General features: G+C 68.4%; 16 protein-coding genes. 6 read left to right on the top strand and 10 right to left on the bottom strand.

What is annotated here, in order from left to right; genetic code table 11:
* Positions 1-68: 68 nt before the first annotated feature.
* From ACIA12_RS11750 to ACIA12_RS11715, 8 genes are read right to left on the bottom strand one after another with little or no spacing between them, the layout of a single operon-like run.
* Positions 69-1004: an adenosylcobinamide-GDP ribazoletransferase gene (locus ACIA12_RS11750; RefSeq protein ID WP_396366883.1), complete on the bottom strand. Its 936-nt coding sequence runs from the start codon at positions 1002-1004 to the stop codon at positions 69-71.
* 23 nt (positions 1005-1027) lie between these two features.
* On the bottom strand, positions 1028-1729 hold the full coding sequence (locus ACIA12_RS11745; protein ID WP_396366882.1) for a bifunctional adenosylcobinamide kinase/adenosylcobinamide-phosphate guanylyltransferase: 702 nt from the start codon (positions 1727-1729) through the stop codon (positions 1028-1030).
* Complete coding sequence (locus ACIA12_RS11740; protein WP_396366881.1) at positions 1722-2528, bottom strand: ECF transporter S component; 807 nt, start codon at positions 2526-2528, stop codon at positions 1722-1724. Before ACIA12_RS11740 ends, ACIA12_RS11745 begins: the two co-directional genes overlap by 8 nt.
* On the bottom strand, positions 2525-4135 hold the full coding sequence (locus tag ACIA12_RS11735) for an ABC transporter ATP-binding protein (RefSeq protein WP_396366880.1): 1611 nt from the start codon (positions 4133-4135) through the stop codon (positions 2525-2527). Before ACIA12_RS11735 ends, ACIA12_RS11740 begins: the two co-directional genes overlap by 4 nt.
* On the bottom strand, positions 4132-5229 hold the full coding sequence (locus ACIA12_RS11730; protein ID WP_396366879.1) for a CbiQ family ECF transporter T component: 1098 nt from the start codon (positions 5227-5229) through the stop codon (positions 4132-4134). Before ACIA12_RS11730 ends, ACIA12_RS11735 begins: the two co-directional genes overlap by 4 nt.
* Positions 5230-5937, bottom strand: coding sequence for an SCO2322 family protein (locus tag ACIA12_RS11725; protein WP_396366878.1), 708 nt, complete (start codon positions 5935-5937; stop codon positions 5230-5232).
* Positions 5938-5985: 48 nt separating this feature from the next.
* Positions 5986-6195: a hypothetical protein gene (locus tag ACIA12_RS11720; RefSeq protein WP_396366877.1), complete on the bottom strand. Its 210-nt coding sequence runs from the start codon at positions 6193-6195 to the stop codon at positions 5986-5988.
* Entirely contained in the window at positions 6192-7205 is a 1014-nt protein-coding gene (locus tag ACIA12_RS11715; protein WP_396366876.1) for an aldo/keto reductase family protein, read from the bottom strand. The genes ACIA12_RS11720 and ACIA12_RS11715 overlap by 4 nt, the downstream gene beginning before the upstream one ends.
* A 103-nt stretch (positions 7206-7308) precedes the next feature.
* On the opposite strand from ACIA12_RS11715, the gene ACIA12_RS11710 reads away from it, so the two are divergent.
* The gene (locus ACIA12_RS11710) at positions 7309-7635 is read left to right on the top strand and encodes a YciI family protein (protein ID WP_396366874.1); all 327 of its coding nucleotides are present in this window, start codon (positions 7309-7311) and stop codon (positions 7633-7635) included.
* Here the strand turns inward: ACIA12_RS11710 and ACIA12_RS11705 are convergent, their stop codons facing one another.
* Positions 7636-8577: a hypothetical protein gene (locus ACIA12_RS11705; RefSeq protein WP_396366872.1), complete on the bottom strand. Its 942-nt coding sequence runs from the start codon at positions 8575-8577 to the stop codon at positions 7636-7638.
* Between the two features lie 69 nt (positions 8578-8646).
* The gene (locus ACIA12_RS11700) at positions 8647-9237 is read right to left on the bottom strand and encodes a DUF3043 domain-containing protein (protein ID WP_396366871.1); all 591 of its coding nucleotides are present in this window, start codon (positions 9235-9237) and stop codon (positions 8647-8649) included.
* Positions 9238-9402: 165 nt separating this feature from the next.
* Here ACIA12_RS11700 and ACIA12_RS11695 point away from each other — a divergent pair, with 165 nt between their 5' ends.
* From ACIA12_RS11695 to gmd, 5 genes are all read left to right on the top strand, one after another.
* Positions 9403-10212, top strand: coding sequence for a PspA/IM30 family protein (locus tag ACIA12_RS11695; RefSeq protein WP_396366870.1), 810 nt, complete (start codon positions 9403-9405; stop codon positions 10210-10212).
* Positions 10212-10487: a hypothetical protein gene (locus ACIA12_RS11690; RefSeq protein WP_396366869.1), complete on the top strand. Its 276-nt coding sequence runs from the start codon at positions 10212-10214 to the stop codon at positions 10485-10487. Before ACIA12_RS11695 ends, ACIA12_RS11690 begins: the two co-directional genes overlap by 1 nt.
* Before the next feature lie 284 nt (positions 10488-10771).
* A complete protein-coding gene (locus ACIA12_RS11685) occupies positions 10772-12355 on the top strand; it encodes a sugar transferase (protein ID WP_396366868.1) in 1584 nt (527 codons plus the stop codon).
* Positions 12355-13317: a GDP-L-fucose synthase family protein gene (locus tag ACIA12_RS11680; protein ID WP_396366867.1), complete on the top strand. Its 963-nt coding sequence runs from the start codon at positions 12355-12357 to the stop codon at positions 13315-13317. The genes ACIA12_RS11685 and ACIA12_RS11680 overlap by 1 nt, the downstream gene beginning before the upstream one ends.
* Positions 13314-14348 (top strand): GDP-mannose 4,6-dehydratase, encoded by a 1035-nt coding sequence (gene gmd, locus ACIA12_RS11675; RefSeq protein WP_396366866.1) that lies wholly within the window; start codon positions 13314-13316, stop codon positions 14346-14348. The genes ACIA12_RS11680 and gmd overlap by 4 nt, the downstream gene beginning before the upstream one ends.
* Position 14349 lies beyond the last annotated feature (1 nt).

The raw sequence follows: 14349 nt of genomic DNA, 5'->3' as shown, positions 1-14349 counted from the left end.
TGTCCTCACCGTTACGCGTAGTGCTGCCCACCCCTATGCCCGAAAGGACACTAATGCACGTTGGTGGCTCAGCTGGTGAAGGCGAGGATGATGAGCGTCACGGGCAGCGCGAGTTCGACGGTGGCGCCGAGGGTGTCGCCGGTGATGCCGCCGAGGGATTTCCTGGTACGCCGCGTTGCGGCGAAGCTCAGCAGGACGGCACCGAGCACCGCGACGGTTGCGCCGAGGATGGTGAGGTCGAGCGTTGACAGGCCGAGCCAGTCCGCCAGTTGGGTGTTGCCGGGGAGGTAGTTGCTGTCCCACGGCCGGCTGCTGGGCGGGTAGGACTGGCCGCTGCCGAAGAGGCCGCCGACCGGGATGCTGCCCTCGTCGCTGTACGCCCACCAACCGCGGGTGGTGGCGCGGGAGGTTAGCCAGGCGAGGGTTGCGGCGGCGGTGATGGTGACGAGGGTGAGGAGCGCGGCGGCGTACGGGCGTACTGTGCCGGCGACCATGGCGCCGAGGCCGTCGGGGCGGGCGGACGGGACCGACGTGCGGCAGGACCAGGGGAGGGTGAGGCGGCTGGCGACGGCGGCGATGACCAGTGCTTGCCAGCCGAAACCGTTCTGGATGCAGGTGTGTAGGGCGGCAACGTCGATCAGCAGGACGGCCGCGATCGACACCACCCCGAACGGTCCGATGTCGCTCTGCTTCATGATCCGCAGCTTGGTCTCGCGATCCCGCCGGCTGCCGAAGCCATCGGCGCTGTCCGCCAGCCCGTCCAGATGCAAGGCGCCCGACAAGGCCATCAGCACGATGACCCCCAGTACCGCCGCCAGCAACGGCGCATCGGGCTTCAGCCGGTCGGCGCCATAAACCACCAACCCGGCGATCCCGCCCAGTACCAACCCGACCAGCGGAGCCCACACCATCGCCCGCCCAGCCACCCGCCGATCCACAACCCCCGGCGCCCCCACCGGCAAAACCGACAAGGTCCCGAACGCGAGCTTCAACCCATCAACCATCTCTGTGCTCTCCTCAGCTGATTTCAGATCGCGATGGTTCGTCCTGCGACGCACCACAGGACCGTCTCCGAGCGCCTGGCGAGGGTGGCGTTCACGCGGCCCATCAGGTCTCGGTACAGCCGGGTGCCGGCGTCGGCCGGTACTACGCCTGAGCCCACTTCGTTGCTGACAGCAACGACCAACCTGGTGGTTGCTGTCCAGGCCTCGGCGAGGTGCTCGATCCGCCTCTCGACCTCGGCTGCCCGGCTGTGGTCGGTCCAGACCTCGCACTCGTCCATCACCCGCGCCAGCCAGAGCGTGAAGCAGTCGATCAGGAGCGGCGGTCCGGGGCTCTCCAGCAACGGCACCAGATCGATGGTCTCGACGAGTCCCCAGGATGCGGGACGCCGTGCGCGATGCAACGCGATCCGCTCAGCCCACTCCGGGTCAGCCGACCCGTCGCCACCGGTGGCGACGTAGACGGTGTCGGCATGGCCGGCCAGGAGCCGCTCGGCCTCGGTTGACTTGCCGGAGCGAGCACCGCCGAGTACCAGAGTTCTCTGCGCCACCGCAGGAGCTGTCCAGGACAACTGCTCGCCAGTTGGTGTCCGTATGTCGTACCGGAGGCCGCTGGGGGTTCTGGTTGTCGTCACCTCGTAACCGGCTGCACCAACCACTCCATCGATGCCAAGACGCAGTACGCCGTCCACCACCGCCCCGTCAGGCCCAGTGATCAGTTCAGCCATCAGACCCCCTCTCGAACACAACAGGTACGTCGAAGGCAGCCTTGCGGGCTGTCCGGCGGAAGGCATTGAGGATCGGGCGGCCGAGGACCAGCACCAGTACCGCGCACAGCACACCGCGGGGGATGTCCCATCCCAGCGACGTCGCCACCACGAACAACCCGTACCGGTGCAGGTTGTCGGCGAGTGAGTCGCCGGGGATGAAGGAGAAGTCGCTGCCGAAGGTGGCGTAGGGCCAGAACCAGAGGTTCATCACCAGGCCATAGAGCACCCCGGAGACCATCGAGTACGCCGCCAGCAGCAGCAACTCCAGTCGCCCACCCACCCGGGGCAGTAGCCCGGCAAGGCACCCAACCCAAGCGCAGGCGAACATCTGGAACGGCATCCACGGCCCGACCCCGCCGCTGACCAGCGCCCCGGCCAGCAATGACACAGCCCCCAACACAAAACCGAAGCCAGCCCCGAACGCCCGCCCCGCCAGGATCAACAGGAAGAACCCAGGCTCCAGCCCAGCAGTCCCAGGCCCGAGCGCCCGCAGTGCAGCCCCAACCGCCGCGAGCATGCCCAGCAGCGAGATCACCTTGGCGTCGATCCCGTCCTCGGACAGCTCAGCCAGTACTACGGCCACCAGCAACGGCAGCAACAGCACAAAGAGCCAAGGCGCATCGGTCGTATGCCCGATGGCCGACTCCCCGCCCTGTGACGACGACCAGAGCAGCGGCCACCCGAACGCCAGAACCCCCACGACAGAAGCAAGCACCAGCGTCGCCGTACTGCGCGGCTTGAGCCGGACGAGTCTCACGACGCCCGTTCCAGCGCCGAAGCGACCTCGCCGACGGTCAGGAACGGCAGTGGCGCCAGGATCTTCGCCACCTGAGGAGCAAACGCCGGGGAGCCCGCGATGACCGTCGCAGTCTCGCCATCACTCACCAACTCGCCCTCAGCCAGCACCAGCACGCGATTAGCGACCTCAGCCACCATCTCCACGTCATGTGTCGACAGCACCACCGCGTGCCCGGCCAGCGCCAGCTCCCGCAGGATCTCGACCAACCGGTGCTTGGCGCCGTAGTCCAACCCACACGTGGGCTCGTCCAGCAACAACAGGGGAGGAGCACCGCACAGTACGACCGCCAGCGCCAGGCAGAGCCGTTGTCCCTCCGACAGGTCGCGCGGGTGCAACTGGTCATCGATACCCGGTGCGAGCCGGTCCAGTACCGCCCGGCAACTCCCGGCCGCCACCCGGAAGTCACTGTCGGCCCCCGCGCACTCGTCAGCCACAGTGGCGGCATAGAGAAGGTCAGCCGGCTCCTGCGGCACCAACCCGACAGCCTTCACCAACTGCGCCGGCCTGGTACGCCGCGGGTCGGCCCCAGCCGCCGCAGCGCTACCGGAACGCGGCTGCACGAGCCCGACCAGTGCATTGAGCAGCGTGGACTTGCCCGCGCCGTTCCGGCCCATCAGCGCGACGACCTCGCCGGACTTGATGCTCAACGACACCCCACGCAGAGCCGGGGTGCTGCCATAGGCGACCACAAGGTCCTTGCACGAGGCCAACTCACGCCCCTCGACAGCTGCTGGCCTCAGCGGAGCCAGATTGGTCAGCCGGGAGCGCAGCGCGACTGCAGCCCTACGGGCGTCTCGCACGGACAGCGGCAGCGGTGACCAACCAGCCAGCCGACCCAGCTCAACCACCGGCGGCGCGACCGGCGCAGTGATCATCTGGTCGGCAGGGAGCCCGGTAGAGACTGCACCCGAACCTCCAGGCACCTCGATCACCCGGTCCGCGTACTGAATCACCCGCTCAAGCCGGTGCTCCGCCATCACGACGGTGACGCCCAGGTCATGCACCAGCCGCTGCAACGCGGCCAGCACCTCCTCAGCCGCCTGGGGGTCCAGCGCCGACGTCGGCTCGTCCAGGACGAGTACCGCAGGGTGAGAGGTGAGCGCAGCCCCGATAGCCGTCCGCTGCCGCTGTCCGCCCGACAACGAGGTCAGCGCCCGGTCCCGTACGCCGGCCAGCCCCAGCAAATCAAGAGTCTCCTCGACCCGCCGCCGCATCACGTCCGGCGCGATCCCGAGCGATTCCATGCTGTAAGCCAGCTCGTCCTCGACCGTGTCGGTCACGAACCCGGCCATCGGGTCCTGCCCGACGATGCCGACCACGTCAGCCAGATCGCGCGGCCGGTATTCGCGGGTGTCCCGGCCGTTGACGAGCACTCGTCCGGCCAGCGTCCCGCCGGTGAAGTGGGGGACCAGCCCGTTGATGGTCCGGAGCAGCGTCGACTTGCCTGACCCGGTCCGGCCGATCACCAGCGCCAGCTCGCCCTCCGGAATGGTGAAGCTCACGTCCCGGACGGCCGGCTCGGTGGCGCCGTCGTAGGTGACCGTCACGCGGTCGAACTCGATCATGCCGGTACCAGCTCACGTCGTCGGGCCAATGGCGGAGCGGCCACCGCAGGAGCCAGACCGAACAGCAGACCGATCACCGGCAGCCAGGGCACCGGCGGAACGACCAAGGGACCCGGCAGGACCAACCCAGGCACTCCACGAGCAGCAGCGACGATCATCACCGCAGCAGCCAAGGCACCCGACATGCAGACGAGCCACTCGGGCAAGGCCCACGGATCCGGCCGGTAGCGGGTACGAGTCACCCGCTGCCGCCCGACCGCCATGGCGCCGACAGCGAGCAGCAATCCGACAGCTAGTGCACCAGCGGCGACGGGGAAGGCCATGGAGTCAGTCAGCAACGCATAGACGCCTAAGGCGATCCCGAGCAGCCCAAGCAGTACTGCGCCACCAGTGATCCGCCGCTGCCGCCGGGGGACATGCGCAGTTCGGCCGTAGCCACGGGAGTCCATAGCCGCAGCCAGCTCGACCGACCGGTCGAGTGCGCCTTCGAGGACCGGCATGGCGGTAGTACGGAAGGAACCGCGGGTGCGGCCGCGTAGACGTCGAGCGGCCCGGATACGGCGAGCATCGGTGACCAGTTGCGGTGCGAAGGTCAATGCGACGACGCAGGCGACGCCCATCTCGTAAAGGGCACCCGGTAGCGACTTGAGCAGCCTGCGCGGACTGGCCAGCGCGTTGGCGGCGCCGATGCAACACAGCATCACCGCGAGCTGGCCACCGTCGTACAGGGCGGTCAGTACTGCCTCGGCTGTGACCTCACCGCCGAGCTTTACGCCACTGGCCCAGTCAGGCAAGGGAATCTGCGGCAGTGTGAACAGGAGCGTGTTGCCTTGCGAGCGGGTCGACAGCAGCGCCTGCAGCACCACCCGGATACCGATGACGACCAGACCGAGCTTGAGGAACGCCACATAGCTGTTGGCCCAGGGAGCGTCACTGCGACGGGCAGCCACCACGAAGCCGGCTATCACCAGGATGAGGATCAGCAGGAGGGGATTGCGGGTCCTGCTGGCGGCCACGGCAAGCCCCAGCGCCCACAGCCACCAAGCCCCCGGGTGCAGTGCTCTGGGGAGGTCGGGACGATTGACAGCGCGCACCTATTGCTTCAAGAACTTCCTACGGCGGCGGCTGGTGAGGTACCCGCCGACCGCGATGAGCAGAATCAGTACGCCACCCGCCCAGCCCACCTTGTGTCCCTTGGCCGGCTGGTTGTCAGCCGGGGTGCCTGACGGGGTGGCGGAGGGGGCGGCTCCGACCGCAGGGCCGATCTCCAGCTTCACCGGCTCGTCCGTGGCGGGCACGGAGATGTTCTTGACCTGGTCGCCACAGCCGGTCGCCGGGTAGCCGTCGATCGCGCAGGTGAGGCCCTTCTCGATCCGCACCGGCTTCACCGCGGCCAGGATCTTCGCCCCGGTCGCCTTGAGGTCAGTGACGACACAGGTGCCACTCGCCGGGGGAGGAGTCGCGCCGGAGGCCGAGTCGGCCGGAGTACCGGAGTCGATCACCAGGGCGATCCGCTTCTTGCCGGTCTCGGCAGGAGTCGCACCACAGATGGCGTTGAAGTCCCCAGCAGCGCGGGGCACCCGTGGCTTGGAGCCACCCACGGCGAACCGCCAGCCCTCCACGGCGCCGTCCGCCGGTACTACGGCCTCGGAGCCCTTCTGAGCGAAGGCCCACTGTCCAGCCGTGTACTGGTAGTAACCCCAGAACCGGTACCCGTCCTCGGCCTGGGCGGTCACACCAACGCCACCAGCGAGCAAAAGGCCGCCCAGCAGCGCGAGGACCAGTCGCTTAACAGCAATCATGGCCCGGAGCCTATCTCCCGGGCTCCGGGCCACGACCGCTACAGTCAGCTACTCCTGGGCCGCCAGGCTCATCGGGCCGTAGACCTCACGGCCGTCCTCGAGCAGATAGACCTGCCCGACGCCCTTCTCGGCCAGCTCGCGCCAGGTCTCGCCCAGCCAGCTCTCGGCGTCGCCCTGGGCGGAGAACTCAGCACCCGTCAGGTCGCCCGGGTCGGCGGTCTCACCGGTGGCGGTCTCGAACCGCCAGGTCCAGCTCATGAGCCCGGCCGGGTCTGCGGCGAGTTCTGCGCGGTCTTCGCCGGATCCCGCTCGACGATGCCGCCGAGGGTCTCGTCGATCCGCTTCAGCAGCCCGTCCTCGAGCTTCACTCCGGCCGCCTTCACGTTCTCGGTGACCTGCTCGGGCCGGGAGGCGCCCGTGATCGCCGAGGAGACGTTCGGGTTCTGCAGCACCCAGGCGATCGCGAGCTGGGACATCGACAGCCCGACCTCGTCCGCGATCGGCTGGAGCTCCTGCACCCGGGTCAGCACGTCGTCGTTCAGGTACCGGCTGATCATGTTCGAGCCGCCCTTGTCGTCGGTCGCCCGCGACCCGGCCGGCAGCTCGGCGCCCGGCTTGTACTTCCCGGTCAGCACGCCCTGCGCGATCGGGGAGAAGACCACCTGGCCGATGCCCAGCTCCTCCGAGGCCGGGACCACCTCGGCCTCGATCGTGCGCCAGAGCATGCTGTACTGCGGCTGGTTGGAGACCAGCGAGACGTGCAGCTCACGAGCCAGCCGGTGGCCCTCCTGGAGCTGCTCCGCGGTCCACTCCGACACCCCGATGTAGAGCGCCTTGCCCGCCCGGACGACGTCGGCGAACGCCTCCATCGTCTCCTCGAGCGGCGTCTCCGTGTCGTACCGGTGTGCCTGGTAGACGTCGACGTAGTCGGTCTTCAGCCGCTTCAGCGACGCGTTGATCGATTCGTGGATGTGCTTGCGGGACAGCCCGGCGTCGTTCGGTCCGCCCGGCCCGGTCGGCCAGTACACCTTGGTGAGGATCTCCAGGGACTCGCGCCGCACGCCCTCCAGCGCCTCACCCAGGACGGTCTCCGCCTTGGTGTTCGCATAGACGTCCGCGGTGTCGAAGGTGGTGATCCCGGCCTCCAGGGCCGCCTTCACACAGGCCTTGGCCTGATCGTTCTCCACCTGCGACCCGTGCGTGAGCCAGTTCCCGTACGAGATCTCGCTGACCTTCAACCCACTGTTTCCGAGATACCGAAAGTCCATGCCACTGACCCTACTGCGAGAAACTCTTGGACGCGGTGTCGATCCGGGCGGGTCCACCTCGTGTAGGGGATGACCCGTACGACGAGAACGGAAGGTGAGTGCCATGACGCAGTACCTGCTGGGCGTGATTCACGTGGACGGCGAGTCCGACGAGCACGAGCGCGGCGACGTCGGCAAGCTGAACGAGGAGATGGTGGCCAAGGGCGTCTGGGTCTTCGGTGGCGGCCTGGAGCCGCGGACGACCGCGTCGGTGGTCCGCGCCCACCAGGGCGACGTGCTGATCACCGACGGGCCGTTCGTGGAGAGCAAGGAGTACATGGCGGGCTTCTGGGTGATCGAGGCACCCGACCTGGCGACCGCGCAGGACTGGGCGACCCGGGCGAGCGCGGCCTGCGCCCGCCCGATCGAGGTCACTCCCTTCGACGCCTGATCACTCCCCGAACAGGGTCGGGGCGTCACCGGGCCGGAGAGCGTGGCGGAAGTAGACGGCGTCGGCGAAGGTCGCCGGTACCCTGCCGAGTCCCTTGATCACGGTGGCGGCGCCGTTCGCGTGGCCGACGGCGTACAGGTAGCCGGACCGGGTGTCCTTGTCGATGCCGAGCAGCAGCGTGCCGTACTGGCCGCACTTCTCGGCGATCAGCGCCTCGAAGCCCTGCCAGGTCGAGCTGCGGACCAACTTGACGACCGGCTTCATCGGCGAGGTCCGGGGGATCCGGATCGTGTAGAGGGCGCCGCCCCGGGTGTTCGCCAGGAAGGTCTCGTACGTCTTGGTCTGGCTGATCAGCGCCATCGTCTTCACCGCGGCGAACCCGCCCGCGGTCTGCTTGTTGGCCCAGAGCCTGGCGGGACGCATCTCCCAGCGGATCAGCACCCCGTCGGAGCGCAGAGCGTACTGGGTGGTGAGGTTGGGTAGGGCGGGGTAGTCCCAGTACTTGCTGGTCTCGAAGAAGGTCATCTCACCCCAGCCGCCACCGACCCGGGAAACCGTCGGCCTCGACCGGTCGACCTCGCCGTCCTCCGTGAGGACGAATCCGCTGTTGTACATGGTCGAGCCCATCACCACGAAGCCCGAGTACACCCCGCCGGTACCGGTGACGTCCGGATCGATCGCGATCATCGAACTCAGCCGGACCTGGCCGTCGGGGTAGATGTCGGTGAAGGTACGGCCCTCCTGCACCGTCGGTGGCGAGCCGGCGATGATCCCGCTGGTCGTGTGGTCGCCACCGGCGGTCACCGACCCGAGCGCTATCGCGCACGCGGCGGCGGCCGTTGCCTGCCCCGATGCCTGCGTACCCGAGGCCCGCGCGGCCCCGGGGGTGATCGTCAGTACCAGCAACGCGGCGACAGCCGCTGCGATCGGCCGACCGGACATGTGCAGCCCCTTGGTCCACAGTGCGAAGTAATGCTTCTGCCTACTTCGATACCGCTGGGGGCCGGAAAGTTACGCGGGCTTCTCGCCGCGGGCGACCATCGGCTTGGGCAGGCGCCAGCGGCGCATCTGCATGGTCCGGCGGACCGCGTAGAAGCCGATGCCCTTGGCCGACTCGTTCGGGAACTTGGCCTTGACCGCGCGCTTCAGCCCGCCGGTCACGATGAACCAGTCGCCCGCGATCGCGACGATCATCAGCAGGAAGAGGATGTTGACCAGTCCGGGCAACCAGGGGAAGGCCTGAGAGAAAACGACCCCGACCAGGGAGATCACCAGCAGCACCGGCAGCGCGAACTCCATCACCGACCAGCGGGCGTCGACGTAGTCGCGGGCGAACCGGCGGACCGGGCCCTTGTCGGCGGCCGGCAGGTACCGGTCGTCGCCGGTCTTCATCGCGTCCTGCATCTTGGCGCGCTCGGTCCGTACCTTCTCCCGCCGGTACGCCGCCGCCTCCTTGCGGTTGCGCGGCTTCTTCAGCGCCGCCTTGCGGGACGCCTCGGCCTCGCGCCGGGTCGGGGTCGGACGCCCCTTGCCCCCGACCTTCGGCTGGGGGGCCGTGGCCTGCGTTTGGGACGATGTCTCAGACTTGGTACGACGGAACACGGGGATGAACCTCATTCGGGACTGGCGGCGCCGGTCTCGGGGTGGTCCCCGGACCTTTGGTCCACTTTATCCGGGCCGGTCCTGATGGTGTGGTGACCCGCAGGGACATAGGGTGGTTGACACGCACGCCGGGTCACCTCCGGCACAGAAGGGGTACGGATATCGATGAGCATCTTCAGGCGGGTGTCGACGATCTTCAAGGCCAAGGCCAATTCGGCTTTGGACAAGGCTGAGGATCCTCGCGAGACCCTTGACTACTCGTACCAGAAGCAGCTCGAACTGTTGCAGAAGGTGCGCCGGGGTGTGGCCGACGTGGCCACCAGCCGCAAGCGGGTCGAGTTGCAGGCGTCACAGCTGCAGTCGCAGTCGCAGAAGCTGCAGGACCAGGCCCAGAAGGCGCTCTCGATGGGCCGTGAGGACCTCGCCCGCGAGGCGCTCACCCGCAAGTCCGGGCTGCAGGGCCAGATCGACGACCTGACCACCCAGCACGCCCAGCTCCAGGGTGAGGAGGAGAAGCTCACCCTCGCCTCGCAGCGGCTGCAGGCCAAGGTCGAGTCCTTCCGCACCAAGAAGGAGACGATCAAGGCCACCTACACCGCCGCCGAGGCGCAGACCCGGATCAACGAGGCCTTCTCCGGCATCTCCGAGGAGATGAGCGACGTCGGTCTGGCGGTCCAGCGGGCCGAGGACAAGACCCTGCAGATGCAGGCCCGGGCCGGCGCGATCGACGAGCTGCTCGCCTCCGGCGCGCTCGACGACGCCTCGGGCTCGTCCAAGGACAGCATCACGCTGGAGCTCGAGCGGATGTCGACGGGTTCGGACGTGGAGTCCGAGCTCGCCGCCCTGAAGGCACAGATCGCTCCGGCCGAGGCGCCCAAGCAGATCGCCCAGGACGCGCCCGGCGCGGCCCAGCCCCAGCAGCCGGCTCAGCAACCCGTGCAGCAGCCGGTCCGACCGCAGGATGGAGACGCGTGATGATCGTCCGGATCATGGGCGAAGGTCAGTACCAGCTGGCCGACGACAAGCTGGACCAGCTCAACCTGGTCGACACCGACCTGGAGAAGGCCGTCTCGGCCGGAGACGAAGAGGGTTTCAAGACCACCTTCGCCGCGCTGCTGGCGTTCGTCCGGGCCGGCGACCGGGTGCCGGACACCGAGCTGCACGACTCCGACGCGATCCTGCCGCCGGGTGACAGCACGCTGGCCGAGATGCGCGAACTGATCAGCGGCGACGGCCTGATCGCCGGCTGAGCACGCTGTTCCACCACCCCTTGCGAACACCGCGGGACCGTCGTCACGGTCCCGCGGTGCCGTGTCCGAGGAAGCCCCGAACTCCCGTGCGTAACGCTTCCCAACACTCCGTAGTTACTACTGTCGGACCCGCTTTGCGCGTAGTACCCTCGGTGAACTGCCGTCGACGGGACGGTGTACTTCACGGCGTAACGCGACTGGGTCCACTGGAGATTGTGACAGAGTGTGACTCGAAACGCGGCCGGTTCACCGGGGGGTGACTAAGGGTGACGGATCATGCCGTCATGGGGGAAGCCGCGTCTGAAACAGACGCGACCATTACTACGGGCCTGTCGTCGACGGGCCTGCCATCAGCGACGCTGCAGACCACGGTCGTGCCGTCGGAGTACTTCGACCGGCGCCGCCCGGTCTGGGTGGTGCCGGACTCGGTGCCCGCGATCGTGCCGCGGTCGGCCCGGCTGACCGAGCCGCAGTGGGTGGCGGTCTACCGCTGGGCAGCTCTCGGGGGAGACCTGCTCGCGGCCGTCATCGGCGTCTCGATCGCCTTGCTGACCAGGTTCGGCTACCAGGTCGGCGGCGCCTACCTGGTCTTCGGCAGTTTGCTGCCGTTGGCATGGGTCGCCGCGGTGGCGATGTCGAAGGGCTACGAGCCGCGCTTCTTCGGCGCCGGACCGGACGAGTTCCGCTCGATCCTGCGCTCGGGCGCCGGGCTGACCGCCGTCGTCGCGATCGTCTCGTACGCCACCAAGAGTGAGATCGCCCGCGGCTTCGTCGTGCTGGCGATCCCGGCCACGGTGCTCCTCGCGCTGCTGCTCAGGTACGGCCTGCGCCGTGACCTCAGCCGGCACCGGTACCGCGGCCGCTGCATGCGCCGGGTGCTGGTCGTCGGCCGCAACGGCCAGGCCGCGACCTTGAGCGAACATCTCGAGAAGCGTCCCTCGGACGGCTTCCGGGTGGTCGCGACCTGTCGCCCCCGTGGCGACGGCAGGCCGCACCGCGAGCACGACGCCTTGCTGCTCGGCCCGGACGAGCTGGACGAGGCCGACATCATGGCCGCCGTCGACCGGCACGCCGTGGATGTCGTCGCCGTCGCCTCCGATCCTGACCTCGCCGGTCAGTCGCTGCGCCGGCTGTCCTGGGCGCTGGAACAGCGCGGCGTCGAGCTGATCGTGTCGCCAGGCATCATCGAGGTCGCCGGTCCGCGGATCTCGGTCCGTCCGGTCGCCGGGCTCTCGCTCCTCCACCTGGAGCGCCCGTCGGTCAGCGGTGGACCGCACCTGCTGAAGGGCGTCTTCGACCGGATGCTCGCCCTGATCCTGGTGATCGTGCTGTCGCCGCTGCTGCTCGGCCTCGCCGTCGCGGTCCGGTTGAGCAGCAAGGGACCGGTGCTGTTCAAGCAGCGCCGGGTCGGCCGCGCGGGCGAAGAGTTCTCGATGCTCAAGTTCCGCAGCATGTTCGTCGACGCGGAGCAACGGCTGGGCGACCTGCATGCGCTCAGCGACGGCAACGGGATGCTGTTCAAGATGCGCGACGATCCTCGCGTCACCAGCCTCGGCCGGATCCTGCGCCGGTTCTCGCTGGACGAGCTGCCGCAGCTGATCAACGTGCTGCGCGGCGAGATGTCGCTGGTGGGCCCGCGCCCGCCGCTGCCGCAAGAGGTCGCCCTGTACGCCGCAGACGACACCCGTCGGATGCTGGTCAAGCCCGGACTGACCGGGCTGTGGCAGGTCAGCGGCCGCAGCGATCTGTCGTGGGAAGAATCGGTCGTGCTCGACCTGCGCTACGTCGACAACTGGTCGATGACGCTGGACCTGCTGATCTTGTGGAAGACGGCCCGCGCGGTGATCCGCGGGTCTGGTGCCTACTGATGGGAGACGTCGTGGATGGCCGGCTCGACCGGAACGCAAAGGTCTATGTCGCGGGACACCGCGGCCTGGTCGGTTCGGCCATCTGGCGCAAGCTCCAGGCGGAGGGCTTCACCGATCTGATCGGCGCGACCTCCAAGGAGCTGGACCTGCGCGACCGGGACGCCACCTTAGCCTACTTCGCCGAGCACCGCCCGCAGGTGGTGATCGACGCCGCCGCGAAGGTCGGCGGGATCCTGGCCAACCGCGACCACCCGACCGAGTTCCTCAGCGACAACCTGCGGATCCAGGTCAACCTGATGGACGCCGCGCTCGACGTCCGGGTGCCGCGGTTGCTCTTCCTCGGGTCGTCCTGCATCTACCCGAAGTTCGCCGAGCAGCCGATCAAGGAGTCGAGCCTGCTCACCGGTGAGCTCGAGCCGACCAACGACGCGTACGCGATCGCCAAGATCGCCGGCATCATGCAGGTCCAGGCGGTCCGCCGCCAGCACGGCCTGCGCTGGATCTCAGCGATGCCGACCAACCTGTACGGGCCGAACGACAACTTCGACCTGACCAGCTCGCACGTGCTGCCGGCCCTGATCCGCCGGTTCCATGACGCGAAGCAGGCAGGAGCCGACGAGGTCGTGCTGTGGGGGACGGGAACCCCGCGGCGGGAGTTCCTGCACGTCGACGACCTGGCCGACGCGAGCCTGCACCTGCTGGAGCAGTACGACGAGCCGGGCCCGATCAACGTCGGCGTCGGTACCGACGTGACGATCCGCGAGCTGGCCGGCATCATCGCGAAGGCGGTCGGCTACGACGGTGCCATCGGCACCGATCCGTCGAAACCGGACGGCACACCGCGCAAGCTGCTCGACGTGAGCAAGCTCGGCGCCCTGGGCTGGAAGCCCGGTATCGACCTCGAGGAGGGCGTGGCCAGTGTCTACGCCTGGTACCTCGCCAACGGGAGGAACGACGCATGACCACCACTGGGGGCCACACGCCGGAGCACGCCGCAGCCGGGGGCGCTGCGAAGAAGGCTCTGATCACCGGCATCACCGGCCAGGACGGTTCGTACCTGGCCGAGCTGCTGCTCGGCAAGGGGTATGAGGTGCACGGCCTGATCCGCCGCGCGAGCACCTTCAACACGCACCGGATCGACCACCTGTACACGGATCCGCACGAGCAGGACAAGCGCCTGTTCCTGCACTACGGCGACCTGACCGACGGCTCGCGGCTGGTGACGCTGCTGGCGTCGATCCAGCCCGACGAGGTGTACCACCTGGCCGCTCAGAGCCATGTCCGGGTCAGCTTCGACGAACCGGAGTACACCGGCGACACCACCGGGATGGGCACCACCCGGTTGCTCGAGGCGATCCGGATGATCGGGCTGAACTGCCGCTTCTACCAGGCCAGCAGCTCGGAGATGTTCGGCGCGACGCCGCCGCCGCAGAACGAGGAGACCCCGTTCTACCCGCGCTCGCCGTACGGCGCGGCCAAGCTGTACGGGTACTGGATGACCCGCAACTACCGCGAGGCGTACGACATGTTCGCGGTCAACGGGATCCTGTTCAACCACGAGAGCCCGCGCCGCGGCGAGACGTTCGTGACCCGCAAGATCACCCGGGCGGTCGCCCGGATCAAGCTCGGCCAGGAGAAGCGCCTGTACCTGGGCAACCTGGACGCCTGTCGCGACTGGGGCTACGCGCCGGAGTACGTCGAGGGCATGTGGCGGATGCTGCAGCACGACAAGCCGGGCGACTACGTGGTCGCCACCGGTACGTCGTACTCGGTCCGCGACTTCGTCCAGCTGTCCTTCGAGCACGCCGGGATGGACTGGGAGCAGTACGTCGACTACGACCAGCGCTACGAGCGGCCGACCGAGGTCGACTCGCTGATCGGCGACGCGTCGAAGGCGCTCGCCGAGCTGGGCTGGAAGGCCCAGGTGCACGTGCCGGAGCTCGTCCGCATCATGGTGGACGCCGATCTCGCCGCCCTGACCCGCGAGGACTGAC

The sequence above is a fragment of the Kribbella sp. NPDC051620 genome (assembly GCF_044453825.1).
Taxonomy (GTDB): Bacteria; Actinomycetota; Actinomycetes; order Propionibacteriales; family Kribbellaceae; genus Kribbella.
This window is presented reverse-complemented; position numbering and strand designations above follow the sequence as displayed.

What these genes read in the sequence shown, in the direction of transcription:
- ACIA12_RS11750 (WP_396366883.1), bottom strand. Translation starts at nt 1,004, where the DNA reads ATGGTTGATGGGTTGAAGCTCGCGTTCGGGACCTTGTCGGTTTTGCCG.
- ACIA12_RS11695 (WP_396366870.1), top strand. Translation starts at nt 9,403, where the DNA reads ATGAGCATCTTCAGGCGGGTGTCGACGATCTTCAAGGCCAAGGCCAAT.
- ACIA12_RS11720 (WP_396366877.1), bottom strand. Translation starts at nt 6,195, where the DNA reads ATGAGCTGGACCTGGCGGTTCGAGACCGCCACCGGTGAGACCGCCGAC.
- ACIA12_RS11715 (WP_396366876.1), bottom strand. Translation starts at nt 7,205, where the DNA reads ATGGACTTTCGGTATCTCGGAAACAGTGGGTTGAAGGTCAGCGAGATC.
- ACIA12_RS11735 (WP_396366880.1), bottom strand. Translation starts at nt 4,135, where the DNA reads ATGATCGAGTTCGACCGCGTGACGGTCACCTACGACGGCGCCACCGAG.
- ACIA12_RS11685 (WP_396366868.1), top strand. Translation starts at nt 10,772, where the DNA reads ATGGGGGAAGCCGCGTCTGAAACAGACGCGACCATTACTACGGGCCTG.
- ACIA12_RS11745 (WP_396366882.1), bottom strand. Translation starts at nt 1,729, where the DNA reads ATGGCTGAACTGATCACTGGGCCTGACGGGGCGGTGGTGGACGGCGTA.
- gmd (WP_396366866.1), top strand. Translation starts at nt 13,314, where the DNA reads ATGACCACCACTGGGGGCCACACGCCGGAGCACGCCGCAGCCGGGGGC.
- ACIA12_RS11725 (WP_396366878.1), bottom strand. Translation starts at nt 5,937, where the DNA reads ATGATTGCTGTTAAGCGACTGGTCCTCGCGCTGCTGGGCGGCCTTTTG.
- ACIA12_RS11705 (WP_396366872.1), bottom strand. Translation starts at nt 8,577, where the DNA reads ATGTCCGGTCGGCCGATCGCAGCGGCTGTCGCCGCGTTGCTGGTACTG.
- ACIA12_RS11690 (WP_396366869.1), top strand. Translation starts at nt 10,212, where the DNA reads ATGATCGTCCGGATCATGGGCGAAGGTCAGTACCAGCTGGCCGACGAC.
- ACIA12_RS11680 (WP_396366867.1), top strand. Translation starts at nt 12,355, where the DNA reads ATGGGAGACGTCGTGGATGGCCGGCTCGACCGGAACGCAAAGGTCTAT.
- ACIA12_RS11710 (WP_396366874.1), top strand. Translation starts at nt 7,309, where the DNA reads ATGACGCAGTACCTGCTGGGCGTGATTCACGTGGACGGCGAGTCCGAC.